Origin of the sequence: Rhizobium sp. BK049 (genome assembly GCF_014193135.1) — a bacterium.
In the GTDB taxonomy this organism is placed as follows: domain Bacteria; phylum Pseudomonadota; class Alphaproteobacteria; order Rhizobiales; family Rhizobiaceae; genus Rhizobium.
Window position 1 is genome coordinate 16,883 of sequence record NZ_JACHYV010000019.1, and the last position, 26,203, is coordinate 43,085.

Genomic DNA, 26,203 nt, shown 5'->3' on the forward strand with positions numbered 1-26,203 from the left:
AACGAAAGCAGAGCGAAAGGGGCACCGATGTTCTTGACCGACCGACAAACTGAAATCGTGGCGATTGCGAAATCGAGCGGCAGGGTTCTGGTCGAGGAGCTTGCCTCCCGCTTTTCGGTTACGCCGCAAACGATCCGCAAGGATCTGAACGATCTCTGCGATGCCCAGGTGCTGACACGCATCCATGGCGGCGCCACGTTTCCAAGCGGAACGGAGAACGTCAAATACGAGGCGCGGCGGCAGATTGCCGCTTCCGAGAAGCAGGCAATCGGTATGGCGGCAGTCGAGCTGATCCCGAGCGGGGCCTCGCTCTTCATCAACATCGGAACGACGACGGAAGCGGTGGGCGAGGCGCTCGCCAATCATCACGAGCTGATGGTGATCACCAATAACATCAACGTTGCCAACAGGTTGCGTCTCTTTCCGGCAATCGAGGTGGTGATCGCCGGCGGCGTCGTACGCGGCTCGGACGGCGGCATCGTCGGCGAAGCGGCGGTCGATTTCATCCGCCAGTTCAAGGTCGATTATGCCGTCATCGGCGCATCAGCGATCGATATCGACGGGGCGCTTCTCGATTATGATTTTCGCGAAGTGAAGGTCGCCCAGGCGATTATTGCCAATGCCCGGCATGTCATCCTCGTTGCCGATTCGACGAAGTTCGAACGCACCGCGCCGGTTCGGATCGGCCAGCTTTCCCAGGTCCATACCTTCATCACCGACCACTGTCCGGTACCGTCTATCCGCAATCTCTGCCTCGAAAACAATGTGAAGCTGATCGAAACGAGCACCAGATCGCGTTAGTCATGCGAATGGAGCAAACATTCGTTTGACATTCGCATTCCTTTCGTTTTAACTGTTCTCACTTTCGCAATCGCGCAGAATTTGTGCGATGCGAAATTGGCAGCGGGCTCGGAGGGGGCAATTGGGCCGGGAGATACACGACATATTCGTCATCGGCGGCGGCATCAACGGCTGTGGCATTGCGCGCGACGCCGTCGGGCGCGGCTATTCCGTCGCGCTGGCGGAGATGAACGATTTCGCCTCCGGCACCTCGTCCGGCGCCACCAAGCTGATTCATGGCGGCCTGCGTTATCTCGAGCATTATGAATTCCGCCTGGTGCGTGAATCGCTGATGGAGCGCGAGATCCTCTGGGCGATGGCGCCGCACATCATCTGGCCGCTGCGCTTCGTACTGCCGTATCACAAGGGCGGCATTCGCCCGGCCTGGCTGATCCGGCTCGGCCTTTTCCTCTACGACCATCTCGGCGGCCGCAAGCTGCTGCCTGCGACTTCAGTGCTCGACATGCGCAAGGACCCGGCCGGCAAGCCGCTGAAGGCGCTGTTCACCAGGGCGTTCGAATATTCCGACGGCTGGGTCGATGATGCCCGCATGGTCGTGTTGAACGCCCGCGACGCTGCCGACAAAGGGGCGACGATCATGCCGCGCACCAAAGTAGTGTCGGCGCGACGGGAGAATGGACTCTGGCACATTGAAACGACCGATACGGTCACTGGCCGCAATGACAGCCATCAGGCCCGCATGCTGATCAATGCCGCCGGTCCCTGGGTCGATCATGTCATTCGTTCCGCCTTCGGCCAGAACGAGGCCCACCACGTTCGTCTCGTTCAGGGTAGCCATATCGTCGTCAGGAAGAAGTTCGACGACCCTCGTGCCTATTTCTTCCAGAATCCCGACAACCGCATCATCTTCGCCATCCCCTATGAGGGCGATTTCACCCTGATCGGCACCACCGACCGCGACTACACCGCCGATCCCAAAGATGTCCGGATCTCCGAGGAGGAGACGGTCTATCTCTGCAATGCCGCGTCGGAATATTTCAAGGAACCGGTCAGGCCGGAGGACATCGTCTGGACCTACTCGGCAGTCAGGCCGCTTTTTGACGACGGCGCCTCGAAGGCGCAGGAAGCGACGCGCGATTATGTGCTGAAGCTGGAGGACGAAGCCGGGGCCGCGCCGCTGCTCAACGTCTTCGGCGGCAAGCTCACCACCTATCGCCGGCTTTCCGAACATGCGCTGGAGAAGATCGGCGCCGCGATCGGTGTCAAGGGTGCTCCTTGGACAGCCAAAAGCCATCTGCCCGGCGGCGACTTCCCGGTCCGTGGCTACGAGGCGGAGGTCGCCGGTCTGAAGCGGCGCTATCCGTTCCTTGCCGATGCACACGCCCGCCGGCTGGTGCGCCGCTACGGCACCCGTGCTGTGACATTGCTCGGCGCTGCCCGCGGCCATGACGACCTCGGACGGCTGTTCGGCGGCGATCTCTACGAGGCCGAGGTCAAATATCTCGTCGAGCATGAATGGGCCCGGCACGCCGAAGACGTGCTGTGGAGGAGAACAAAGGATGGTCTGCGCCTATCGAAGGAGCAGGCCCAGTCACTGGAGGAGTACATGGCTGCCATACCGGCGATGGCCGGATAGGCGGCATGTGGTCCCCGCTGCGTGGAGGCAGGGGAATCGGAATGCTGGAACTGCGAAACGCCGCCAAGATGGTGGGCGCGGACTATCATATCTATCCGACCGATCTGGTCCTTGAGCGGGGCACGTTGAATGTCCTGCTCGGGCCGACGCTGTCGGGCAAGACGTCGCTGATGCGGCTGATGGCCGGGCTTGATCGTCCGACCGCCGGCTCCGTCCATTTCGACGGCGCCGATGTCACCGGCATGCCGGTGCAGAAGCGCAATGTCGCCATGGTCTACCAGCAGTTCATCAATTATCCCGCACTGACGGTATACGAGAACATTGCTTCGCCGATGCGCATCTCGGGCAAGGATGCCGCTACCATCGACCGCGAAGTGCGCAAAGCGGCCGAACTTTTGAAGCTGACGCCCTATCTCGATCGCACGCCGCTCAATCTGTCCGGCGGCCAGCAGCAGCGCACCGCGCTTGCACGTGCGCTCGTCAAGAATGCCAGCCTCGTTCTGATGGACGAGCCGCTTGCCAACCTCGATTACAAGCTGCGCGAGGAACTGCGCGAGGAACTGCCGAAGATCTTTGCCCAATCCGGCGCGATCTTCGTCTATGCGACGACCGAACCGTCAGAGGCGCTCCTGCTCGGCGGCAACACCGCTACACTGAACGAAGGCCGGGTAACCCAGTTCGGGCCAACGATCGATGTTTACCGCCGCCCCGCCGATCTCACCACAGCCGGCATCTTTGCCGATCCGCCGCTGAATATCCTCGACGTGACCAAATCGGACAACGTCTTTACGCGTCCGGGCGGAGCGGCACTTCCGGTTCCCCCGCATCTGGCTGCCGTGCCGGACGGGCCGGTGACTGTCGCATTTCACCCGCATCACCTCGGCTTCAAACCGCAGACCGGTGAGGCTGCCCGCCTGCAGGCGCGCACGCTGGTTTCGGAGATCACCGGCTCGGAGAGCTTTGTTCACCTGGACTATGACGGCGTGCGCTGGGTGATGCTCGCCCACGGCATTCACGACATCGACCCGGACATGGAGATAGAGGCCTTTCTCGACACGCGCCACCTCTTGGCCTTCGGCGCCGATGGCGGCGCCATTGCCACGATTGGCCGCGCTACCGCTGAAGCCGGAAAGGTATAGGAGAGCACAATGGCACGCATTACGCTCGACCATATCCGCCACGCCTACGGAGCTAATCCGCAGACGGAGAAGGATTATTCGCTGAAGGAAGTCGACCACGAGTGGAACGACGGCGGCGCCTATGCGCTGCTCGGCCCCTCCGGTTGCGGCAAGACCACGCTCCTGAACATCATCTCGGGTCTGCTGCAGCCCTCGCACGGTCGCATCCTCTTCGACGGCAAGGATGTGACGAACCTGTCGACGCAGAGCCGCAACATCGCCCAGGTCTTCCAGTTTCCGGTCATCTACGACACCATGACCGTTTACGATAATCTCGCCTTTCCGCTGCGCAACCGCGGCGTGGCGGAGGCCGATGTCGACCGCCGCGTCCGCGACATTCTCGAGATGATCGACCTTGCCGGCTGGGCCAAGCGCAAGGCGCAAGGGCTGACGGCCGACCAGAAGCAGAAGATCTCTCTCGGCCGCGGCCTGGTGCGCAACGACGTCAACGCCATCCTGTTCGACGAGCCGCTGACCGTCATCGACCCGCATATGAAATGGGTGCTGCGCTCGCAACTGAAGCGGCTTCACAAGCAGTTCGGCTTCACCATGGTCTACGTCACCCACGACCAGACCGAGGCGCTGACTTTCGCCGAGAAGGTCGTCGTCATGTATGACGGCCAGATCGTTCAGATCGGCACGCCGGCCGAGCTTTTCGAGCGGCCGAGCCACACCTTCGTCGGCTATTTCATCGGTTCGCCCGGTATGAACGTCATGCCCGCCAGGGTCGAAGGCAGCGCCGTCAAGGTCGGAGACGAGGTTTTGACGCTGGACTACGCGCCGAAGACCGCTGGCAGTTCCAAGACCGAGCTCGGCATCCGCCCCGAATTCATCCGCCTCGGGCGGGAAGGCATGCCGGTCAACATCACCAAGGTCGAGGATATCGGCCGGCAGAAGATCGTCCGCGCCCGCTTCGCCGGCCAGCCAATTGCGATCGTCGTGCATGAGGATGCCGACATCCCCGCAGATGCCCGCGTCACCTTCGATCCGTCCGCCATCAGCATTTACGCCGACAGCTGGCGCGTCGGCAGGGAGGCCTGAGCCATGCAGAAGACGTGGAACAACAAAGCTTGGTTTCTGGTCCTGCCGGTGCTGCTGCTCGTCGCCTTTTCGGCCGTCATCCCGCTGATGACTGTTGTCAACTATTCGGTTCAGGATACGTTCGGGAATAACGAGTTCTTCTGGGCAGGCACCGACTGGTTCGTTCAGACGCTGCATTCCGACCGCTTCTGGGAAGCGCTCGAGCGCAACCTGCTCTTCTCCTTCATCATCCTGGCGCTGGAGATTCCGCTCGGCATCTTCATTGCTCTCAACATGCCGAAGAAGGGCATCGGCGTTCCGGTCTGCCTCGTTCTGATGGCGCTGCCACTGCTTATCCCGTGGAATGTCGTCGGCACTATCTGGCAGGTCTTCGGACGCGTCGATATCGGCCTGCTCGGCCATACGCTCGAGGGGCTCGGCCTCGATTACAACTACGTCCGCGATCCGGTCGACGCCTGGGTCACGGTCATCGTCATGGATGTCTGGCACTGGACGAGCCTCGTCGTGCTGCTCTGCTATGCCGGCCTCGTCTCGATCCCGGACGCCTATTATCAGGCCGCCAAGATCGACGGCGCCTCGCGCTGGTCCGTATTCCGTTACATCCAGCTTCCGAAGATGAAGCGGGTGCTGCTGATCGCCGTTCTCCTGCGTTTCATGGACAGTTTCATGATCTATACCGAGCCCTTCGTCGTCACCGGCGGCGGTCCCGGCAACTCGACGACCTTCCTGTCGATCGATCTCGTGAAGATGGCCGTCGGGCAATTCGATCTCGGCCCCGCCGCGGCGATGTCGATCATCTACTTCCTGATCATCCTGTTGCTGTCATGGATCTTCTACACTGTCATGACCAGCAGCGACGCCAACGCCTGAGAAAGGAGAGATCCATGGGTTCGACAAGGAAATACAAGCCCGCCGGAAACCTCTCCTGGGTGGTTACGACGCTCTACATCCTCTTTCTGCTCCTGCCGATCTACTGGCTGATCAACATGAGCTTCAAGGAGAATGCCGAGATCACCGGCGCCTTCTCGCTGTGGCCGCAAAACCCGACGCTCCGGAACTACGCCGTCATCTTCACCGATCCGTCCTGGTATAACGGTTACATCAACTCGATCATTTACGTGGTGATGAACACTGTTATATCAGTGCTTGCGGCGCTGCCGGCGGCCTACGCTTTTTCGCGCTACCGCTTCCTCGGCGACAAGCACCTGTTCTTCTGGCTGCTCACTAACCGGATGGCGCCACCGGCGGTTTTTGCGCTGCCCTTCTTCCAACTCTATTCCGCGTTCGGGCTGATCGATACCCATATCGCCGTGGCGCTCGCCCACTGCCTGTTCAACGTGCCGCTTGCGGTCTGGATCCTCGAAGGCTTCATGTCTGGCGTGCCGAAGGAGATCGACGAAACCGCCTATATTGACGGCTACTCCTTCCCGCGCTTCTTCGTGAAGATCTTCATGCCGCTCATTGCAAGCGGGATCGGTGTCGCCGCTTTCTTCTGCTTCATGTTCTCGTGGGTCGAACTGCTGCTGGCCCGCACGCTGACGACGACCGCGGCAAAGCCGATCTCGGCGATCATGACGCGCACGGTTTCGGCGGCCGGCATGGACTGGGGCGTACTGGCGGCAGCCGGCGTGCTCACCATCATCCCCGGCGCGCTCGTCATCTATTTCGTTCGCAACTATATCGCCAAGGGCTTTGCCCTGGGCCGCGTCTGAGGAGGAGACGGCCATGAATTTTACCTGGATGGCCTGGACGCTGCCGACGGCGCTCTTCTTCCTGACGATCCTTACGCTGCTCATCGCCATGAGCGTCTGGGAATATTTTTCGCCGGGCGGCACGCCGCGCACGGGCGTGCTGCGTTTCGAGACGACGCGCGGCGACCGGCTCTTCATTTCGCTGCTTGGCGCAGCGTTCATTCATCTTGCATGGCTTGGGCTCGCTGGGCCCAACCTGTGGTGGGCTCTTGCCATTTCCGTAGTCTATGCCATCGGCGTGTTCCGCTACGTGTAACGGCAAGGAGAAGACAGATGGCCGGGGGTACTGGCCGCCTGAGACGTAACTGCAATCGCAAACCCTGGGAGGATATTATGCGACGGCACTTATTGACGACGACAGCAGGCTTGCTGCTGGCGATGACAGCATCGGCCTATGCCGGTATGGACGAGGCCAAGACGTTCCTCGACAAGGAAGTCGGCGACCTCTCGACGCTTTCCCGCGCCGACCAGGAAAAGGAAATGCAGTGGTTCGTCGATGCCGCGAAGCCCTTCGCCGGCATGGACATCAAAGTCGTTTCCGAAACGATCACCACGCATGATTATGAATCGAAGGTGCTGGCTCCGGCCTTTACCGCGATCACCGGCATCAAGGTCACCCACGATCTGATCGGCGAAGGCGATGTTGTCGAAAAGCTGCAGACGCAGATGCAGTCGGGCGAAAACATCTATGACGCCTATATCAACGACTCGGACCTGATCGGCACCCATTGGCGCTACCAGCAGGCCCGCTCGCTGACCGACTGGATGGCCAATGAAGGCAAGGATGTCACCAATCCCGGCCTCGACGTCGACGACTTCATCGGCAAGTCGTTCACGACAGCGCCTGATGGCAAGCTCTACCAGCTGCCGGACCAGCAGTTCGCGAACCTCTATTGGTTCCGTTACGACTGGTTCAACGACGAGAAGAACAAGGCGGACTTCAAGGCGAAGTACGGCTACGATCTCGGCGTGCCGGTCAACTGGTCTGCCTATGAGGATATCGCCGAGTTCTTCACCGGCCGCGAGATCGACGGCAAGAAGGTCTACGGCCACATGGACTACGGCAAGAAGGACCCATCGCTAGGCTGGCGCTTCACCGATGCCTGGCTGTCGATGGCCGGCAACGGCGACAAGGGCATTCCGAACGGCAAGCCGGTCGACGAATGGGGTATCAAGGTCGACGAGAACTCCCGTCCGGTCGGTTCGTGCGTTGCGCGCGGCGGCGATACCAACGGCCCGGCAGCGGTCTATTCGATCCAGAAGTATCTGGACTGGATGAAGGCTTATGCACCGGCTGCCGCTCAGGGCATGACCTTCTCCGAATCCGGACCGGTCCCGTCGCAAGGTGAAATTGCCCAGCAGATGTTCACCTACACGGCCTTCACGGCCGACTTCGTCAAGGAAGGCCTGCCGGTCGTCAATGCCGACGGCACACCGAAATGGCGTTTTGCCCCGAGCCCGCATGGCGTCTACTGGAAGGACGGCATGAAGCTCGGCTATCAGGATGCCGGCTCCTGGACGCTGATGAAGTCCACGCCTGTCGATCGCGCCAAGGCGGCCTGGCTCTATGCCCAGTTCGTCACTTCCAAGACTGTCGACGTGAAGAAGAGCCACATGGGCCTCACCTTCATCCGCCAGTCGACGCTGGATCATAAGTCCTTCACCGATCGCGCGCCGAAGCTCGGCGGCCTGATCGAATTCTACCGTTCGCCGGCCCGCCTGCAGTGGTCGCCGACCGGTACGAACGTTCCTGACTATCCGAAGCTCGCGCAGCTGTGGTGGCAGGCGATCGGTGACGCCTCCTCCGGCGCCAAGACAGCGCAGGAAGCGATGGACTCGCTTTGCTCCGAACAGGAAAAGGTGCTGCAGCGCCTGGAACGCGCCAAGGTCCAGGGCGATATCGGCCCGAAACTCGCCGAAGAGCATGATCTCGCTTATTGGAACGCGGATGCGGTGAAGAAGGGCAACCTTGCACCGCAGCTGAAGATCGAAAACGAGAAGGAAAAGCCGCAGACCGTCAACTACGACGAGCTCGTCAAGAGCTGGCAGAAGAAGTAAGGCGGACCGTGGCCGGAGGCGACAAGGTCTCCGGCCACCACTTCCTGCCACCGGCAGCAAGCCGGTGGCCCTACAATCTTTCTCTTATGAAACCTCCGCATCCTGCTGCTCCGCAGCGGGCTGAGCTGTTTCGTGCGAGCCGGAGACGGATATGAGCGGCTATATTCTTTCGATCGACCAGGGCACGACGTCTTCACGCGCCATCATCTTCGATGGCGACATGAAAATGGCCGGCTCGGCGCAGGCGGAGATCACCCAATATTATCCGCAGCCCGGATGGGTGGAGCATGACGCCGCCGAAATCTGGCAGTCCGTCATCGACACGGTGCGCAAGGCGATCGCCGATGCTGGTATTGACGCCGCCGTGATCGCGGCAATCGGCATTACCAATCAGCGCGAGACGGCGGTCGTCTGGGATCGCAGGTCCGGCACGCCGCTTCACCGCGCGATCGTCTGGCAGGACAGGCGCACGGCCGAAATGTGCGAGAGCCTGAAGGCTGACGGATATGAGAAGCTGTTCAGCGCCAAGACCGGCCTGCTGCTCGACCCCTATTTCTCCGGAACGAAGCTGCGCTGGCTGCTCGACAATGTCGATGGCCTGCGGGAGAAGGCGGAGGCAGGCGAGGTCTGCTTCGGCACGATCGACAGCTGGCTGATCTACAAGCTGACCGGCGGCCGTGTGCATGCCACCGATGCGACCAATGCCTCGCGAACGCTGCTCTATAATATCGATGACGGCGCCTGGGACGAGGAGCTTCTCGGCATTCTCGGCATTCCCTCAGCCATGCTTCCCGAGGTCAAGGAATGCGCCGATGATTTCGGCCGGGTCGACGAAGCTCTGTTCGGGGTCGCGCTGCCGATCCTCGGCGTCGCCGGCGACCAGCAGGCGGCGGCCGTGGGCAACGCCTGCTTTGACCCCGGCATGATGAAATCCACCTATGGCACCGGCTGCTTCGCTCTGCTCAACACCGGCCGGGACCGTGTTTCCTCCTCCAACCGGATGCTGACGACCATTGCCTGCCGGCTCGACGGTGAGACGACCTATGCACTCGAAGGCTCGATTTTCATTGCGGGTGCGGCCGTGCAATGGCTGCGCGACGGCCTCGGCATCATCAGCCAGGCTTCCGAGGCTGGGGTTCTGGCCACCAAAGCAGATCCCGGACAGCAGGTCTATATCGTTCCGGCTTTCACCGGCCTCGGCGCGCCCTATTGGGATCCGGCCGCGCGTGGCGCGATCTTCGGCCTGACGCGCAACAGCGGCCCGGCGGAATTTGCCCGCGCGGTGCTTGAATCCGTCGCCTATCAGACGCTCGACCTGCTGGTGGCGATGAAGAAGGACTGGGGCGCCAACCAGTTGGAAACCGTGCTGCGCGTCGATGGTGGCATGGCGGCTTCGGATTGGACGATGCAGTGCCTGGCAGACATCACGGGAAATCCCGTCGACCGCTCGGCCATCCGCGAGACGACGGCGCTCGGAGCCGCCTGGCTCGCCGGTTCGAAGGCCGGCATCTGGCCCGGCAAGCGCGATTTTGCGGAGGCCTGGGCCTGCGACCGCCGCTTCAGCCCGTCGATGGAAGAGACCGAGCGGCAGGGCAAGATCATCGGCTGGAGAAACGCCGTGTCGCGAATGATTTCGGAAAGCTCGGCGGGCTGACATATCCGCGGATACGGCAGCTCTTATGCGCGGCCGGCGGATTTCCTGTTGATGAAGCTTAGGGCGAGCACGGCAAAGATCAGCGTGCCCGTGCCGACCTGCTGCCAGTAGAAATTAAGATCGGTCAACAGCAGCCCGTTGGCGACGATGCTGAGCAGCAGCACGCCGAGGACAGTGCCGCCGACGTTCGGCCGCCCAAGCGGGCTGAGAGTCGTGCCGATGAAGGTCGCGCCGATGGCATTCAGCAGGAAGGCATTGCCGGAGGAGGGGATATAGACGGCAACGGTCGCCGTCAGGATCAAGCCGGCGACAGCCGCGATCAAGCCGACGATGACGAAGGTAGCGGCAATATGGGCCGATGCCGCGATGCCGGAATAGCGAACGACGGCCGGCTGGATGCCGATCGACAGGATGACTCGGCCGAAACGCGTTCGGGCAAAGACAACCGCGGCAGCAGCTATGATGAGGATCGCGACCGCGAGCGGCACCGGAAAGCCGCCGATCGTGCCGTGGCCGAGAACGCGGAAGGCTTCCGGCACACCGCTCGGCGACAGGTAGACCGGGTTGCCGCCATTGGTCAGCAATTGCTGGACGCTGCGGCCGATGAACAGCGTGCCGAGCGTTGCAAGGAAGGGCGAGACACCGATCCCTGAGATTAGCAGCGCGTTGAAGGCACCGACGAGTGCTCCTGCCGCTAGTCCGGCAAGAGCGGCAATCGCCACCGGCTGACCTGCCAGCACGAGGGAGACGAAGGCGAAGCTCGCAAAATCCATCGCCGTTCCCACAGAGAGATCGATGCCGCCCGAGGAGACGGCGAAGGTCATGGCGATGGAAACGATGGCAAGCAGCGTGAAATTGTTGACCAGGATGCTCTGGAGGTTGGCAAGCGTCAGAAATGTCGGCGTTGCCGCGGAGAAGATGGTGGACACCGCGACGAGCGCGAGGACGAGGCCGTAGCGCGCCGCGCCGGCAGCGATGAGGCGCGGCAGGTCGGTAACGGCAGGTGTCGAACTCTGGAGCGACATGATCAGGCCTCCCGCCGGCGCAACAGGGTGGTCGCGGAGACCACGATGAGAATGAGCAAGCCCTGGATGCCGCTGACCAGCGTGCTCGAAATGTTGAGCAGCTGGAAGCCGTTGGTGAGGAATCCGACCAAAAGAGCCGAGAGGAAAGTGCCGGCCATCGTGGGAACCAGCCGGCGCGAAAAGACCGAACCGAGCAAAGCGGTGACGACGACGGGCAGCAGCATCTCGCCGGAGCCGGTCGTGCTGCCGCTCAGATAGGAAACCGACAGGATACCGGCAATGCCGCCGGACACGCCGCTGGCGATGAACGCGCCTGATAGTAGCCGGCGAAGCGGCAAGCCGGCGGCGCGCGCTGCCTCCGGGAACTCGCCGACGGCATAAAGACGCAGTCCAAGCGGCGTATATTGGACGATGGCCGCTGCAAGTGCCGTGAAGCCGAGAAGCACATAGGCAAGAACCGGCAGGCCCAGGGGATCAGACGCCGAAAGCGCGGAGAGAAAGGGCGTGGAGGCGGGCAGGACGGTATTCTGGGTCAGCACCAGTTCCAGGCCGGCAACGACGTTCATCACGGCAAGCGTGGCCAGCAACGGAACGATCCCGGCATAAACGACGGCAACGGCATTGACCGTGCCGATCAGCGCCCCGGTCCCGATTGCCGCCGAGGCCGCCGCCGCGTCGCCGTAGCCGAGTTGGGTCAAGGTGGCGTAGACGGCGGCGCTAAGGCCCATATTGGCCGCGAGCGAGAGATCGATGCCGCCGGTGACGACGTTGGAGCCGCCGGCAATCAGAACAACCGTCAGCCCGATGGCGAGTACGCCTGATATGGCGGATTGGCCGAGCACGTTGCCGATATTGCCGACACTGAGGAAGTAAGGTGCGGTTAGCGAGAAGACGATCAGAATGGCTGCGAAAGCGATCAGTGATCCGAAACGCAGCGCCGCAGCCGCGATGTTGCCGCTCGGCCGGGGAGGCGGTTCTATTGCCGAAAAGCCGGCAGGCGCGAATTCCACTTCAGCCGACATGGCGATGTCCCTCCGACGACCCGGTCGATTCCGCCAGCACGGCATCCGCCGTGGTCTCCGACGAGATGAATTCTCGCACCACACGACCGCGGAAAAGCACGAGGATACGATCGGTGATGCCGATGAGTTCGGGCAGATCAGAAGACAGCACGATGACGCCGGCGCCCCGCGCCGCAAGTTCGCCGATCAGTGTATAGATCTCGACCTTGGAGCCGATATCAACGCCGACCGTCGGCTCGTCGAGGAGATAGACTTCGGAGTGTCGGCTCAGCCACTTGGCGATCGCCACCTTCTGCTGGTTGCCGCCCGAGAGCGTGCGCAGAAGCGCATTGCGCCCGCTGGCTTTCACCTGCAGCCGCGTGATCAGGGCATCGATCTCGCGCTGCTCGCGCTTGCGATGGAGAAAGCCGAAGCGCGTGAAGCGGGCGAGGCTGGAAAGGCTGGTATTCTCGGCAACACTGAGATCGAGCGCAACGCCATGACGGCGCCGATCTTCCGGCACCAGCGCAATCTCGTGGCTGGCGGCCTGAGTCGGATTGGCAAAACGGGCCGGTTTGCCGTTGATTTCGATGCGGCCGGAAGACGGTGACTCCAGACCGAAGAGAGCACGAACCAGTTCCTTTGCGCCGGAGCCGAGCAGGCCGGTGAGGCCGAGCACCTCGCCGCGGCGAAGCGAGAAGCTGATGTCGCTGTATTTTCCCGGCGCCGACAGCTGCTCGACGTTGAGTATCTCTTCACCGGGCGCGACCTCAGGCTTCGGAAACATCTCCTTGATATCCCGCTCGACCATCAGCCGGGCGATCGCCGCGGCCGAAGTCTCCCCGATCGGCACGGAAGCGACATCAAGTCCGTTGCGCAGCACGGTGACGTGATCGCAGAGTTCCTCGATTTCGTTCAGGTAGTGCGAGATGTAGACGATGGTTACGCCTTCATCGCGCAGGCGGCGGATCAGCCGGAAGAGAATATCGGCCTCGCGGCGCACCAGTGCCGCCGTCGGCTCGTCGAACACGAGCACCTTCGGCTGATTGAGGAGCGCACGGGTGATCTGGACGATCTGCTTTTCGGCCGTCGACAATTCGCCGATCAGGGCAGTGTTTGGCAATCGGACGCCGAAATAGTCGTTGAGGATTTCGCAAGCGCGGCGCTGCATCAGCCGCCGGTCGAGGAAAGGCGTGCCCGACATACGCGGTTCCCGGCCGAGGAACAGCGCTTCACCGACGGTGAAGGTCGGCACCAGCAGCCGATCCTGGTGAATGAAGTGAATGCCGAGCGCCTCGGCAAGATGCGGCGTCAGCCTGTCGAACGTCTGTCCTTCGATCTCGATCCGCCCGTCATCCGGCTGATGGAGGCCGGCAAGCAGCTTGATCAGCGTCGACTTGCCGGCACCATTCTGCCCGACAAGACCGTGGATCGTTCCGCGTTTTACGATCAGCGACGCGCCTGCCAACGCCTGCGCGCCGCCGAAACGTTTGACGATGCCTTCGAAGCGGATGATGTCGTCTCGCGCCGTCACCGGCTGCTTGAAGGAAATGGCAGTCATGCAATCCATCCCGACGTGGTGGCCAATCTTGAGCGGTCCGGCATGGCCGGACCGTCCGTCAGGCTGCGTCAGCCAATGCCGAGTTTCTTGGTGACTTCGCCGACATTGAGCTTGTTGGCCAGAAGTGCGGGAACATAGGTCTCGCGCGGCAGCGTCTGGCCGGCGAGCAGCTTTGCGACGTTGCGGATGGCAGTGCGGCCGATTTCTGCCGGCTGCTGCGCGACATCGGCGCCAGCAGGCGAATTCGGATCGGCGATGAGCTGCAGCACTTCGGGGCTGCCATCGACGCCATAGGTGCGGATTTCGGTCCGACCTGCTGCCGTCAGCGCCTGGGTCGCGCCGAGCTGGGGAATGTCCCAGGCCGACCAGATCGCCTTGATCGAGCCCTTTTCCGGGTACTTGTTGAGGATCGCCGTGATCTGGGTGAAGGCGTCCTGTACGGTGTTCGGGATGACGTCGCGCAGTTCCGGCTGGAGGATCTTCACCTTCGGGAAATATTTGACGACATTGACCAGCTGGTCGTAGCGGATCGCGCAGGGGGTCACGCCATAGAAGCCGTTGAAGACGACGATATTGCCTTCGCCGCCGATATCGGAGACGAGCTGCAGCGCCAGATCCTTGCCGATGCCCCAATTGTCTGACGTGGTATTGTTGATCGAATTGGTCGAGCCGACGTCGACGGTCAGAACCGGGATGCCGGCATCACGCGCCTTCTTCAGCCAGGGATCGATAACGCTCAGTGTGCCGAGGATCTGAACGATCGCATCCGGCTTCTGGGCGATGAGCGTCTGAAGCTGCGAAACGAGCTTGCCGTCATTGCGCCCGGCATCGACGGCGATCGGCTCGCCGCCGAGACGCTTCACCTCTTCGATCTGAGCTTTGTAAGCCTGCAGGTCGAAGAAATGATCGGTGCCGGTGGCGCTGATGGCGATGCGCTTGCCTTTCAGCGAGAGCTCTTCGGTCGCAAAAACCGGCTTCTGCCCGATGAGCGAAGCACCGGCGACGGCAACCCCGGCCGCGGCGGACAGTTTCAACAGGTCTCGTCTTGCGAGACCGCTTCCGGATTTTTCGATGGTCATTGCCACTCTCCAAATTGATGATGTCTATAAATTAAGTGTACTAATAGGAATGGGGAGAAACGAATTTCCAAAAAGACCATTTCCGGGGAAAAGAGTGGACGGAGCAAAAGCGCATTCCTGGCTGCGGTTTGCCGTGACCGGGAATGATTTCGGATGCCGGGCGCTGTTGAGAGCGATCCGACGGTCTGCAGCCACCGATCAGGAAGAAACATGCATTGCATAATTCTTGCGCATGCGACCAAATTTGCCGTGGATGAACGCCTGCTAGGCCGTGGTGCCGTGTGGGCCGACAGCGGTCTTAAAACCACGATTTAAGTGGGCACCGTCGGGTTTTATCCCACGACGTCGATATCCAGCGCGAAGCCTGGCTTCCATTTGGCGCGCAACTTGCCTCTTCTCTGCCAGGGAGAATGAAACTATGCCCGAGATCGACCCGCAGATTTTCTCAATAAGCCGGCCATCCCTTGGAGGCTACAAGGCCTTCGTGCAACGCGACATGATCGTTGAGACCTATCGCAGCGCTGCGGGACAGATGGTTTCGAAGGGCTCGCTTCATAGAATTTCGATCAACCGTACGGCGCACGGCAGATGCCTATCGGCTTGGAAGCGGGGCCTTCCGCAAAGTTGAAAGGCCGCCGTTCACCTTGGGATTTCAACCGGCTGCCACGGTCCTTGAAGTCGAGGGCGATGCGGCGGATTATATCTCGATCTTCCAGTCACCTGCGCTCTACAGCAGCCTCGGGGGCTCTCGCTTCGATCCGGAGCATTGGGATAGTGATGCACTGAGCGCAACGACTGATCCGACAACGCTGCAGGTTGCCCTTTCTCTTGCCTTTGCCGTCGAGAAGACCGGGCGCGACGACCTGCTTTTGATGCAGCATCTGGGAATGGCGCTCGCCTGTTGCGTTGTAAAACTGCTAGGCGCCAGACCTGAGGCCGGCGATCGTCCGCTGACATCGGAGAATCTCCGGCGCGTGATCGATTACATCGAGAACCTGCTTGGCAAATCCGATCTGAGTGTGGAGGAGCTGGCCGGTGTGGCCCATATGAGCCCCTTTCACTTCAGCCGGGAATTCAAACGGGCGGCGGGCGTGGCGCCGCATCGCTTCGTCCTCGAACGCAGGATCGAGCGGGCGCGACTTTATCTCGCCGATGGCAAGGAGACGCTCGCAAGCATCGCTTACGCCACAGGCTTTTCCAGCCAGGCGCATTTCTCCAGCGTCTTTCGCCGCCTGATGGGGGCGACACCGAAGGAATACCAGCGTTCGGTCCGTCTTTGAGCCGGCGCCCGCCGGTGGCGAATCAGCAATTTTGCGAAAGATAACCGCACGAATTTGAAATCTCTTGAGGCTGTGGTCTGCGAGGCTTTTCACATCAGGAGGCCTGTATGACCGCTTTTGCCCAAACCAATCCGATCACCGACATCTGTTTTTTGGTCGAGGACATCGAAAGAGCGTCTGCCTTCTATGTCGAGCGGCTTGGCTTCAGGCCGCGCCGCCGCGCTCCCGGCTTTGCCGACTTCAAAGGCGCGGGCGTCACGCTGGCGCTCTGGGAGATCGCGCATATCGCCGAGAATACTGGTGTCTCAAGCCGCCGGGCTCCTCCGGGCGTACACAAGGCCTGCGCGGCCATCGAGCTTGCCTCGCCAGAGCAGGTCGATGCTGCCTATACGGAGCTGAAGGCTGCCGGCGTGCTCTTCCACGCGCCGCCGCAGAATTACGTCTGGAATGCGCGATGCTGCTATTTCGCCGACCCCGACGACAATCTCTGGGAGATCTATGCGTGGTCTGAAGGCGGCCCGATCGGCGACATCGAACCGCGATAACGAGCATAAGCGGCCCAGCCGGCCGTCCGGCAAACCAACTAGGGGAAGGCAAGCAAATGAACGGGTATGACAAACAAATCATGGTCGGCAGACGTAGCGTCCTTAAGGGGGGAGCCTTTGCTCTTGCCGCGGCGGCGGCGGGGATCAGCGTGTTCGTACCGCGTCATTCGAACGCCGCCGCATCCAAAGTCGTCATCAAATACGATTGGTTGATGAGCAATGGACAGATCGGCGATATCGTTGCCGCCAAGAAAGGCCTGTTTGAGGCCGAGGGTCTCGACGTCGAGTTCTCCCCTGGGGGGCCGAATTCGGCAACGGTGCCGCCTGTGATCACGGGTGATGCGCAGCTCGGTCAATTCTCGGATTCGGCACAGCTTCTTCTTGCCCGGTCATCCGGCGTGCCGATCAAGATCTTCGCCTGCGGTTTCCGCATGGCGCCTTTCGCCTTCTATTCGCTGCCCAAGGCGCCGATCCGCACCGTCAAGGATATGGTCGGCAAGCGTATCGGCATCCAGCCGACGGCCCGTTACGTGCTCGATGCCATCCTGCTGAAGAACAATATCGATCCCTCGAGCCTGGCCATTACCAATATCGGTTTCGACATGACGCCACTGATGACCGGCCAGGTCGATGCGGTCACCGGATGGATCACCAACACGCAGGCCCTTTCCGTCATCGGCCCCGACCGCATCGATCTGATGATGAAGGAAACGGGCCTGCCATCTTATGCCAATGTCTATTTCGCCACCGACGATGCCGTGACCGGCCATGCCGAGACGCTGGCAAAGGTGCTGCGTGCCGTCGCCAAGGGCTGGGCCTGGACGCATGAACATCCCGAAGAGGCGGTGAAATTGACGGTGGAGGCCTATCCGCAGCTCGATCTTGCCGTGGAACTGAAGACGGTACCGCGCATATTGTCGCTGAGTTTCGACGCAGAGACCGGCAGGAACGGCTGGGGCAGCTTCGATCCAGCCGCTCTCGCCGAGCAGATTTCCGTCTACGACAAGATCGGCCAGTTCAAGAGCGGCGCGCCGAAGCTGGAGGATTGCTATACGACTGAGATATTGGCTATGACGGCGGGTGACCGCCCAAAGATTGCGTGAGAGCGGATTTGCCTGAAGCAGTGGCCATCGAAACCAAGAATCTGACTATCGGCTATGCTGGCGCTGTCGAGACGACCCGCATTCTGTCCGGCGTCGACCTCAGCGTCGGCAGGGGCGAATTTCTGACCATTCTCGGCCCTTCCGGTTGCGGCAAGTCGACCTTCTTGCGTGCGGTGGCAGATCTTCTTCCGACCCTTGACGGGCGGTTGTCGGTGCTCGGCAGGACTGCCTCTGAGGCGCGCCGGCGACGCGAGGTCGCCTTCGTCTTTCAGGACGCAACGCTGTTGCCCTGGCGGACCGTGAGGGAGAATGTCGCGCTGCCGCTGCAGGTGGGGAAGAAGAGCATCTCGCGATCGGTCGATCCGCGGCCCGACCATTGGATCGAGCTGGTCGGCCTGTCGCATCTGGCCGACCGCTATCCGCATCAATTGTCCGGCGGACAACGCCAGCGCGTCGCCATAGCGCGCGCTCTTCAATGCGAGCCGGACATCCTGCTCATGGACGAGCCCTTCGGTGCGCTCGACGAAATTACCCGCGAACGACTGAACGATGAGCTTCTGGACGTCTGGCGACGGACCGGCACGACTATCCTGTTCGTAACCCACAGCGTCGTCGAGGCGATCTATCTCGGCGGACGCGTGCTGGTCCTGGCCGCCAATCCGGGCCGCGTCCAGGCGCTGATCGACCTAAAACCGCTGAAAGACGAGCGCGGCCTCTGTCGGCGCGAGAGCCTCGATGTCCAGGAGACCGCCGCCCATCTGCGGGGATTGCTGCAGGAGGGGAGTGCGGCTGCATGACGCACCGTCCGTTGTCCCTCACAGAGGCGATCGGCCTTCCCGTTATCGGCGCCCTTTCGCTGCTCCTCGCCTGGCAGTGCCTGGTGCCGGCGCTCGGTGTCCCGAGTTATATCGTTCCCACGCCGCTGGCGATCATGCGTACGCTTGGCATCGAATGGCGCCTCCTGCTGTCGAACGCCGTCCCGACGTGGGGCGAGGCGGGCCTCGGCTTCCTCCTGGGCAATGGTCTCGCCGTGATACTGGCGGTTGCCTTTGTCTATAATCCGCGCTTCCAGGCCGCCTATTTTCCCGTTGTCCTGCTCTTCAACACGATTCCGGTGCTGGCGCTCGCGCCGATCATCATTCTCGTCTTCGGCCTCGGCATGCTCCCGAAGGTCATCATCGCCGCTCTCATCTGCTTCTTCCCAACTCTGGTGAATACCGCCCGGGGCCTCAATCTGGCGACTGTAAGCGAGCTTGAGCTGATGCATGTGCTTTCGGCGAGTGGGTGGGAAACGTTCTGGCGCCTGCGCGCGCCACGGTCCGCCCCCTTGCTGTTTGCGTCGCTGCGCATTTCGGCAACCACCTGTGTGATCGGCGCGATCGTCGGGGAGTGGATCGGCTCGAACCAGGGGCTGGGCGCTGTCATCATTCAGTCGACGTTCAACTATCAGGCGGAAAGGCTCTTTGCCGCCGTCGTGCTCGCTTCTCTCTCCGGCATCGTCTTTTTTTCCGTTGTCGCCCAGATCGAGCGGATTTTCCGTCGGCTGCATCAAGGGCAAAGCTGAGGCCCGGCACAAGCGAACGCCGCCCCGCGCTGCCCGGTTGGGACAGCATGCCGGCCGCCGTAGCAAGTCTTTCGGCGAAAAATGTCGCAAGAAGAACGCTGCGCCATGTTGCGGTGACAAGCGTCGTCGCCCGCGTCCACCGTAACATCTTGATCAACCCGGCCCACCCGGAATTCCCCTCGATCACCGCCCCCGTGTTCTGGGACCGCCGGGCATGTGACGGGGTTGGGGTTCAATCAACCTTTCCGCACAGTAGACCAAAACGCCGGACGGATGAGACTTGGTCAGCAGATTATGATGTTGGCACTGTTCGACATCTTGGCGCAATCACACCTGCCGCCGCGGCGAGCGGGCCATCAGCCGGGCATAGGCGATGGCGGACAGCATGTTGACGTGGTTGGCCCTGCCGGTGCCGGCAATGTCGAAGGCGGTGCCGTGGTCGACCGAGACGCGGTCGATCGGCAGGCCGAGCGAGACGTTGACCGCGGTTTCGAAGGCGACGAGCTTGATCGGAATATGGCCCTGGTCGTGATACTGGGCGATGACGAGATCGAAGGCGCCGTTATAGGCACGGGCAAACACCGTATCGGCGGAGATCGGGCCGACGACATCGATACCCCGAGCCTGTGCCTGCTCGACGGCCGGCGCCAGAAACTCCATGTCCTCGGTGCCGAACAGGCCGTTTTCGCCGCAATGGGGGTTGAGGCCGGCAACAGCAATGCGCGCGGTCTTGCCGAGGCGCAGGAAATGCCTGTGGCCGGCTTCGATGGTTGCCAGCACCCGCTCGGTCTTGGCGCGCTCGATCGCGCCCTTCAGCGAGATATGGGTCGAGACGTGGATGGTGTTCAGCCGCTCGGAGGCCAGCAGCATGAAGGAACTTTTCGAGCCCGTGAGATGCGCGAGAAGCCCGGTATGGCCGTCATGGTGATGACCGGCAAGGTTCATCGCCTCCTTGTTGATCGGCGCGGTGACGATGACATCGGCTTTGGCGGACATGGCGAGATCGACGGCGCGGGTGATATAGCGCACGGACGCATCGCCCGCGACCGGGCTGACCTTGCCGATCTCCGGCAGCGGTGCGCCGAGCGGGACTTCATCGACGGCAATCCTGTCGTCATCGGATCCATCGGCAGGCACGAACTTCAACCCGGTGCCGCTAACTCGGTCAGCCCGCTCCAGCGCTTCCACATTGCCGACGATGACGAAATCGCGGCGCTCTTCACTCGGAAGCGCCGCCAAGGCCTTGACGATCACCTCGGGGCCGACTCCAGCCGGATCGCCCAACGTCACGGCGACTTTCGCATTCCTGTCCATCACCAAAGTCCCTTCTGAAACAGTATTAAAAGGCGGCCGCGTAAATCGAGCGGATGTCGGCTCGGCTGAGATCACGCGGATTGTTATCAAGCAGACGGCGAATGGCAAAGGCGTCGTCAGCCATGGCGTCGAGATCGCTTTCCGGCACGCCAAGGCCGGAGAGCTTCATCTCAATGCCGAGTTCGGCGCAAAAAGCATAAGCCGCATCGAAGACCGATGCCGTATTTTCCGAGGCTTCATAGCCGAGCGCTGCCATCACCGCTTTCGTCTTCTCCGCGGCCGCCGGCGTGTTGAAGGCGAGAACATGCGGGAAGATCAGGGCATTCGCCGCTCCATGCGCCACGTGCCAGCGCGTGCCGAGAGGGTAGGCGAGAGCATGGCCGCCGGCGGTATTGACCGGGCCGAGGCAGAAGCCGCCGTAGAGCGAGGCGAGCGATAGGCCGGCGCGCGCCTCTGCGTCGTTGCCATCCTTGACGGCGCGGGCGAGATATCTGCCGACGAGCCGCGTTCCCTCGATCGCATAGATGTCGACCATCGGATGGGCTTTGCGGTTGGTGAAGGCCTCGACGCAATGGGCCATGGCGTCGACGCCGGTTGCGGCGGTGGTGCGCGCCGGCACGCTGAAGGTCAGGGCTGGATCGACGACTGCGATGTCGGCCAGCATATGCAGGCTCTCCACAGCAAGCTTCGCCATCGTCGCAGGGTCGGTGACGAGCGCGCGGATGCCGGCCTCGCTGCCGGTGCCCGAGGTTGTCGGTACCTGGGCGAGTCCCACCTTGCGCGGCCCGCGCACCCTGTTCGGGCCGACGACCTCATGCAGCGTCTGCCCGGAACCGGCGAGAACGGCGGCGAGCTTTGCCAGATCCATGGCGCTGCCGCCGCCGAAGCCGACGACCAGCTCGGCATCGGCGGCGTTGGCCGCAGTCAGCACTTTGTCGAGATTGCCCGTATCAGGCTCAGGCGTTACTTCGGAGAAAACCGCAACCTCGCCCTCCAGTTCCAGCACGTCGACGCGCGAAGCGTTGAAAGCGTCCGAGATGACAAGCGTGCGCCGATAACCTTTCTCGGCAGCCCATTTGCCGAGCTTTCCTGCCGTGCCGATGCCGAATTCGATCTGATGCGGCCGAATTATCGTGATTGGCGAACCCAAGCTGGCCATGACCAGTCCTCCCTGCAGGATCTTGCGGCAATAGTGTCGCCCTCTTTAATGTAAAGTTGTCATATCGAAGTCAAGCGGGCATTTCTGAGAGCGCGAAATTTTATCGTCTGATATGCGCTGGATTCAGGTTTCAGCAGCCATCTGCATTGATGTTTGATAATTATAATCAGATATATAGCTGAACTTCGTCGATAGTAGACGGTGCGAGCCGGCCTTCACTGCGCTGGCGACGAGGCTGCCAACTCTGTTGTCAATTTCTCCACGTTCAGTCGGCCGAACCGATCATGCCAGCGACCTTTTCGCGCTAGATGGGACGCAAATTTACAACAAGCCAGCGGCCGCCTCGCTACGGCAGGAGTGGCGGGGCGAGGCGCACATATTTGATCGCCCGCCGATAGTAGGTGTAGGCGACATGAAGTGTACCGTCGCCGCCTTGGATGACCGAGGGATACGAGAATTCGCGGTTCAGCGAGTCCTTGGAATTGTTGCTGAGGCAGAACCCGTCACCCGTATCGAGATCCATGCGATGCGGAAAACTCTTGCCGCCATCCCTTGATATCGCAAGGCTCAGGGGCGCACGAGGAACACCCCAGACCGCCTTGCGACCGATATCGGCGAGGACGGCGGCCGTTTCTCCAGCCTCGTCGCCCTCGATTTCGTCATAGAGAGACTGGCGCCGCGCGTCCGACATGACTGCATTCGAATGGTTATAAACCATTGCGATTCCTCCATCATTCAGGAGTGTCGCCTGGATCGAGGAATTGTTGTTCGGCAGTTCCGTGGGCTCGGGCGCGCTCCACGTCCTGCCGCCGTCACTCGATCGGCTGGAAAGAATGTTTTCGGCGAAACGGTTGCGGTAGAAGGCGACCATCTCGTCGCCGCCGAGCGGCAGGATGTTCATGTGCACGGCGCCGATACTGTTCGGAATGTCGTGCATCTGCCAGCTCGCACCGCCGTCGCGCGAGATCAGAACCGCTGCCGTATCGGCGTCGCCGCTCCAGCGCCGTCCGTCGAGGCCGACGCAGCGGAAGACCGGAAGCAGCCACTCGCCCCTGTCGTTCACGACGATCTGTTGGCGAACGAATGTGCCGGGGCTGTCGCAGAGGAGCCGGACCGGGCCGAAAGTCCGGCCGCCATCCTCGGATATCCGGCATTTGACAACGGAACCGTCCTGGTTGCCCGAGGTCTGCGAGGTATAGAGCAGCCATGTCTTTCCGTCAGGAGCGTTGAAAATCAATGGGTTCTGCTCGGATTTCTCCGGATCGTCACTCATCTTCTCCGGCTCGGACCAGCGATCGGAGCCCGGCGCCAGCCGCGACATGTAAATCGAGATATCGCCCATGCCCTCCATCGTGCCGCCGAACCAGACGCAGGTCAGCGTACCGTCGGGCAGAAAAGCAAGATTTGCCGCGTGGTTCTGAATGCAGGGCGAGGGCAGATAGGCATCCGCGCGGCCTTTGAAGGAGGGATGAGGAGCGATGATCCCGGTCATCAGGGCGGGAACGGCTTCGGGGCGCAGGCCGGTAAAGCTCATGGCGGGTCTCCTCAGGGCAGCTTGGCGTAGCTTTCGGCGAGTGCGGCATAATCCGCTTCGCTGAGCGGCATCAGCGGTGCGCGCGTGCGCTTCCAGGCGGGATTGCCTGTCTTCAGCCCGACCATTGCCTTGATCGTCGGGATCTGGACGTAGGAGTTGGAGAGCGTGCGATAGGCGTTGATGCGCGCCTGCGCCGCCTCGACGTCGCTGGCACGCCCCTCGTCATGGACGTGGTCGTAGACGGTGCGCAGCGAATCCGCCACGAGATTGGAGGTTGCCGTGATGCAGCCCGCACCTCCGGCCTTCAACAGTGGCAGCAGCAGCGGATCGGCGCCCGCCAGCACGGAGAAGCCGGGATAGGCGGAGATGATTGCCTGCATGTTGTGGAAATCGCCAGCAGATTCCTTGATGCCGACGACGGTTTCCGGGAAGGCGGCGATCAGCCGGCCGATCAGCGGAATGGAGAGCGGTACGCCTGAGACCTGCGGGATATGGTAGAGGATGACCTGCAGGCGCGTGTCGGCGACCTTGTCCAGCACCTGCGAATAGGCGGCGAAGAGACCGTCGTCGGAAACCCCCTTGTAGTAGAAGGGCGGCAGCATCACGACCTTGGTGACGCCGAGCGACAGCGCGTGCCGGGTCAGTTCGACGGTTTCGGGAATGGCGACGACGCCGGTGCCCGGCAGCAGCTTACCGGCAGGAATGCCGGCTTCCAGCGCCGCTTCCAGAATGGCGCGGCGTTCGGCTCCTGAGAAGGAGTTGGCCTCGCCGGTGGTGCCGAGCAGGGCTACGCCGTGGCATCCCTCGGCCAGCAGCCGACGGCAATGATCGGTGAAAAGAGCGAGATCCGGCGCGTTATCTGCGGTCAGCGGCGTAGCGGCCGCGCTGAAAACGCCTGTAATCCTGTGATGGCTCATTCCGCCCTCCCTTAGGCGCGCTTGCCGGGCTGGCTGCGCAGAAAAATTGTCGTTCGTCTGTGGCGATGAGTGCCAAGAACTTTTCCATCGTGACGCTTTTGTCAAGAAGACAAAATTGATTAATAAGAGAGCGATAATCTATATTATTGTAATTGTTGAATTATTTTAAGCCTAAAATTTTCCACGGGTCAAAACTGCGATTTTTCGTTGACATATTTACAATAACGAGTGAACGATAGGCGACGGATTGTGCTGCGCCCGGCAGGCGCAGGGAGAACGCTGCCGAATTCACCGTGGGAGGGAATGCCATGTCTTTTGATCAATCGGATAAAACCAATATTTCACGTCGCAACGCGCTGAAGCTCGGCCTTGCGGCCGGCGTCGGCCTCACCGTGTTCGGTATGAATGCGCGCATCGTGCTGGCCGATGAAGGCCAGGTGCTGAAGGTCGCGCATCCGGCCTTCGATCAGGACTGGTCGCCGCTGCGCGGCGGCGGCAGAACCTTCCGCTGGAATTCCATCTGGTGGGCCGCGCCGATGTATTTCGACAGCGAAGGCAATATCAAGCCTTACGTCTTCACCAGCTGGGAATCGGCCGACAACACCGTCTGGACTTTCAAGATCGATCCCAAGGCCGTCTTCTCCGACGGCAGCAAGATCACTTCGGCCGACGTCAAGGGTTCATGGGAAGTCGCCTCGATGCCGAACACCAAGAGCCAGCGCGCCGACCAGGTGCTGAGCAAGGTCAAGGGCTATGCCGAAATCGCCGCCGGCTCCGGCAACGAACTGACCGGCGTCGCGACGCCCGACGAGGGCACGGTCGTGGTGACGCTCGCCGCTGCCGATCCGATCTTCTTCATGCGCCTGGCAAACCACATCGCACCGATCACCAAGGCGTCGCAGTCGCGCGGCAGCGACGGCGAGGAAATCATCGACTGGTACAAGCCTGATAATAAGCCGGTCTTCTCCGGCCCCTTCAAGCTGACGAGCCTTGATATCGACGCCGGCAAGCTCTCCTTTGAGCCGAACGAGAACTTCTTCGGCCCGAAGCCGAAGCTGGCGCGCATCGACATCACCTCGATCGAGGACAATGTCAGCGCGACTTCGCTGATCAAGTCGGGAGAGTTCAATGCCCATACCGAGCTCATCACCTCGACTATCATCCAGGATCTCGGTCCTGAATTCTCGGCCGGCCCGCTGATCCCGACCAGCCAGCACTTCTGGTTCAACATCTCCCGTGCGCCGATGGACGACCCGAAGGTCCGCCAGGCGCTGATCATGGCGGTCGATCGCGATGGGCTGTTCAAGGCGTCCTATCCCGACGGGCCGCACAAGAAGGCCGACCAGATCCTCAATTCGGTTCCGGGCGCCGATAATTCCGGCTTCGAGCCCTATCCCTATGATCCGGCGGCTGCAAAGAAGCTGCTTGCCGAATCGAGCTATGGCGGCCCGGAGCGCCTGCCGAAGATCCTGTTCGTCGGTATTTCCGGCCCGGCCATTCAGGCCGCCGCCCAGTTCATCGCCGAGCAGTGGCGCCAGAACCTCGGCATCACGGCCGTCGATATGAAGCCGCAACAGGATTCCTATGCCGGCCCGGACCAGAATTCGGTCCAGATCTTCCGCGATGACGTCGGCACTCGCGTTCCCGATGCCGTCTCTTATCTTGCGGGCTCCATCGCCTCGACCTCGTCGAACGCACAGAACAAGCTCGGCGGATACAAGAACGAGAAGGTTGACAGCGCTCTCGCCGAAGCGACGACCAAGGCTGCGGATGATCCGCAGCGTATCGCTCTCGCCCAGGAAGCCCAGAAGGCGTTCCGCGAGGATTGGGCCTTCATCCCATGGTATTCTCAGGCGATGTCGCGCTGGGCCACCAAGGAAGTCAAGGGCCTGGAAAAGAACCTTGACTGGCAGATCGTCGAGCCCTGGAACATTTCCATCGGCTGATCCGGAACGATCGTCCTGTCAATAAGCGCGCGAAGGCCGCAGGGTCTTCGCGCAAA

At 61.5% G+C, this 26,203-nt stretch carries 22 protein-coding genes and 1 pseudogene; 15 read left to right on the forward strand and 8 right to left on the reverse strand.

Features of this window, described 5'->3' with window-relative positions; genetic code table 11:
• Positions 1-27: 27 nt before the first annotated feature.
• The 9 genes from FHT70_RS19505 to glpK all read left to right on the forward strand — a co-directional run bounded on the left by FHT70_RS19505 (position 28) and on the right by glpK (position 10,119).
• On the forward strand, positions 28-801 hold the full coding sequence (locus FHT70_RS19505; protein ID WP_085781425.1) for a DeoR/GlpR family DNA-binding transcription regulator: 774 nt from the start codon (positions 28-30) through the stop codon (positions 799-801).
• Between the two features lie 121 nt (positions 802-922).
• Entirely contained in the window at positions 923-2,437 is a 1,515-nt protein-coding gene (glpD, locus tag FHT70_RS19510; protein WP_183704141.1) for a glycerol-3-phosphate dehydrogenase, read from the forward strand.
• A 41-nt stretch (positions 2,438-2,478) separates the two neighbouring features.
• Entirely contained in the window at positions 2,479-3,576 is a 1,098-nt protein-coding gene (locus tag FHT70_RS19515; protein ID WP_183704144.1) for an ABC transporter ATP-binding protein, read from the forward strand.
• Positions 3,577-3,585: 9 nt separating this feature from the next.
• Positions 3,586-4,656 (forward strand): ABC transporter ATP-binding protein, encoded by a 1,071-nt coding sequence (locus FHT70_RS19520; protein WP_097599745.1) that lies wholly within the window; start codon positions 3,586-3,588, stop codon positions 4,654-4,656.
• A gap of 3 nt (positions 4,657-4,659) precedes the next feature.
• A complete protein-coding gene (locus FHT70_RS19525; RefSeq protein WP_085781429.1) occupies positions 4,660-5,526 on the forward strand; it encodes a sugar ABC transporter permease in 867 nt (288 codons plus the stop codon).
• 14 nt (positions 5,527-5,540) lie between these two features.
• Positions 5,541-6,368: a carbohydrate ABC transporter permease gene (locus tag FHT70_RS19530; RefSeq protein WP_085781430.1), complete on the forward strand. Its 828-nt coding sequence runs from the start codon at positions 5,541-5,543 to the stop codon at positions 6,366-6,368.
• Between the two features lie 13 nt (positions 6,369-6,381).
• The gene (locus FHT70_RS19535; protein ID WP_097599743.1) at positions 6,382-6,663 is read left to right on the forward strand and encodes a DUF2160 family membrane protein; all 282 of its coding nucleotides are present in this window, start codon (positions 6,382-6,384) and stop codon (positions 6,661-6,663) included.
• Positions 6,664-6,740: 77 nt separating this feature from the next.
• The gene (locus FHT70_RS19540) at positions 6,741-8,465 is read left to right on the forward strand and encodes an ABC transporter substrate-binding protein (RefSeq protein ID WP_183704147.1); all 1,725 of its coding nucleotides are present in this window, start codon (positions 6,741-6,743) and stop codon (positions 8,463-8,465) included.
• Between the two features lie 151 nt (positions 8,466-8,616).
• Positions 8,617-10,119, forward strand: a complete 1,503-nt coding sequence (gene glpK, locus FHT70_RS19545; RefSeq protein WP_183704150.1) for a glycerol kinase GlpK — start codon at positions 8,617-8,619, stop codon at positions 10,117-10,119.
• 23 nt (positions 10,120-10,142) lie between these two features.
• On the opposite strand, the gene FHT70_RS19550 is transcribed toward glpK, so the two are convergent.
• The 4 genes from FHT70_RS19550 to FHT70_RS19565 all read right to left on the reverse strand — a co-directional run bounded on the left by FHT70_RS19550 (position 10,143) and on the right by FHT70_RS19565 (position 14,785).
• Positions 10,143-11,144 (reverse strand): ABC transporter permease, encoded by a 1,002-nt coding sequence (locus FHT70_RS19550; RefSeq protein ID WP_183704152.1) that lies wholly within the window; start codon positions 11,142-11,144, stop codon positions 10,143-10,145.
• Between the two features lie 2 nt (positions 11,145-11,146).
• Positions 11,147-12,166 carry an ABC transporter permease gene (locus tag FHT70_RS19555; protein ID WP_183704154.1) on the reverse strand — a complete coding sequence of 340 codons (1,020 nt, stop codon included), beginning with the start codon at positions 12,164-12,166 and terminating at the stop codon, positions 11,147-11,149.
• Positions 12,156-13,706: a sugar ABC transporter ATP-binding protein gene (locus tag FHT70_RS19560; RefSeq protein ID WP_183704157.1), complete on the reverse strand. Its 1,551-nt coding sequence runs from the start codon at positions 13,704-13,706 to the stop codon at positions 12,156-12,158. The genes FHT70_RS19555 and FHT70_RS19560 overlap by 11 nt, the downstream gene beginning before the upstream one ends.
• Positions 13,707-13,774: 68 nt before the next feature.
• Positions 13,775-14,785, reverse strand: coding sequence for a sugar ABC transporter substrate-binding protein (locus tag FHT70_RS19565; protein ID WP_183704159.1), 1,011 nt, complete (start codon positions 14,783-14,785; stop codon positions 13,775-13,777).
• 418 nt (positions 14,786-15,203) lie between these two features.
• Between FHT70_RS19565 and FHT70_RS19570 the strand changes: the two are divergent.
• The 5 genes and pseudogenes from FHT70_RS19570 (at position 15,204) to FHT70_RS19590 (ending at position 19,277) form a co-directional block, all read left to right on the forward strand.
• Positions 15,204-16,065, forward strand: a pseudogene (locus tag FHT70_RS19570) (AraC family transcriptional regulator).
• Between the two features lie 107 nt (positions 16,066-16,172).
• Positions 16,173-16,610, forward strand: a complete 438-nt coding sequence (locus tag FHT70_RS19575; RefSeq protein ID WP_085781438.1) for a VOC family protein — start codon at positions 16,173-16,175, stop codon at positions 16,608-16,610.
• A gap of 56 nt (positions 16,611-16,666) precedes the next feature.
• Positions 16,667-17,713 carry an ABC transporter substrate-binding protein gene (locus tag FHT70_RS19580; RefSeq protein ID WP_085781439.1) on the forward strand — a complete coding sequence of 349 codons (1,047 nt, stop codon included), beginning with the start codon at positions 16,667-16,669 and terminating at the stop codon, positions 17,711-17,713.
• Between the two features lie 8 nt (positions 17,714-17,721).
• Entirely contained in the window at positions 17,722-18,510 is a 789-nt protein-coding gene (locus FHT70_RS19585; protein WP_085781440.1) for an ABC transporter ATP-binding protein, read from the forward strand.
• Positions 18,507-19,277: an ABC transporter permease gene (locus FHT70_RS19590; protein ID WP_183704162.1), complete on the forward strand. Its 771-nt coding sequence runs from the start codon at positions 18,507-18,509 to the stop codon at positions 19,275-19,277. Before FHT70_RS19585 ends, FHT70_RS19590 begins: the two co-directional genes overlap by 4 nt.
• A 327-nt stretch (positions 19,278-19,604) precedes the next feature.
• On the opposite strand, the gene pdxA is transcribed toward FHT70_RS19590, so the two are convergent.
• The 4 genes from pdxA to FHT70_RS19610 form a co-directional block, all read right to left on the reverse strand.
• Positions 19,605-20,591 (reverse strand): 4-hydroxythreonine-4-phosphate dehydrogenase PdxA, encoded by a 987-nt coding sequence (gene pdxA / locus FHT70_RS19595; protein ID WP_097599732.1) that lies wholly within the window; start codon positions 20,589-20,591, stop codon positions 19,605-19,607.
• 25 nt (positions 20,592-20,616) lie between these two features.
• Positions 20,617-21,750, reverse strand: coding sequence for an iron-containing alcohol dehydrogenase (locus tag FHT70_RS19600; RefSeq protein ID WP_183704165.1), 1,134 nt, complete (start codon positions 21,748-21,750; stop codon positions 20,617-20,619).
• A 346-nt stretch (positions 21,751-22,096) separates the two neighbouring features.
• On the reverse strand, positions 22,097-23,284 hold the full coding sequence (locus FHT70_RS19605; RefSeq protein ID WP_183704168.1) for an exo-alpha-sialidase: 1,188 nt from the start codon (positions 23,282-23,284) through the stop codon (positions 22,097-22,099).
• Positions 23,285-23,295: 11 nt separating this feature from the next.
• Positions 23,296-24,201 (reverse strand): dihydrodipicolinate synthase family protein, encoded by a 906-nt coding sequence (locus tag FHT70_RS19610; protein ID WP_183704171.1) that lies wholly within the window; start codon positions 24,199-24,201, stop codon positions 23,296-23,298.
• A 308-nt stretch (positions 24,202-24,509) separates the two neighbouring features.
• On the opposite strand from FHT70_RS19610, the gene FHT70_RS19615 reads away from it, so the two are divergent.
• Positions 24,510-26,147 carry an ABC transporter substrate-binding protein gene (locus FHT70_RS19615; RefSeq protein ID WP_183704174.1) on the forward strand — a complete coding sequence of 546 codons (1,638 nt, stop codon included), beginning with the start codon at positions 24,510-24,512 and terminating at the stop codon, positions 26,145-26,147.
• Positions 26,148-26,203: the final 56 nt, after the last annotated feature.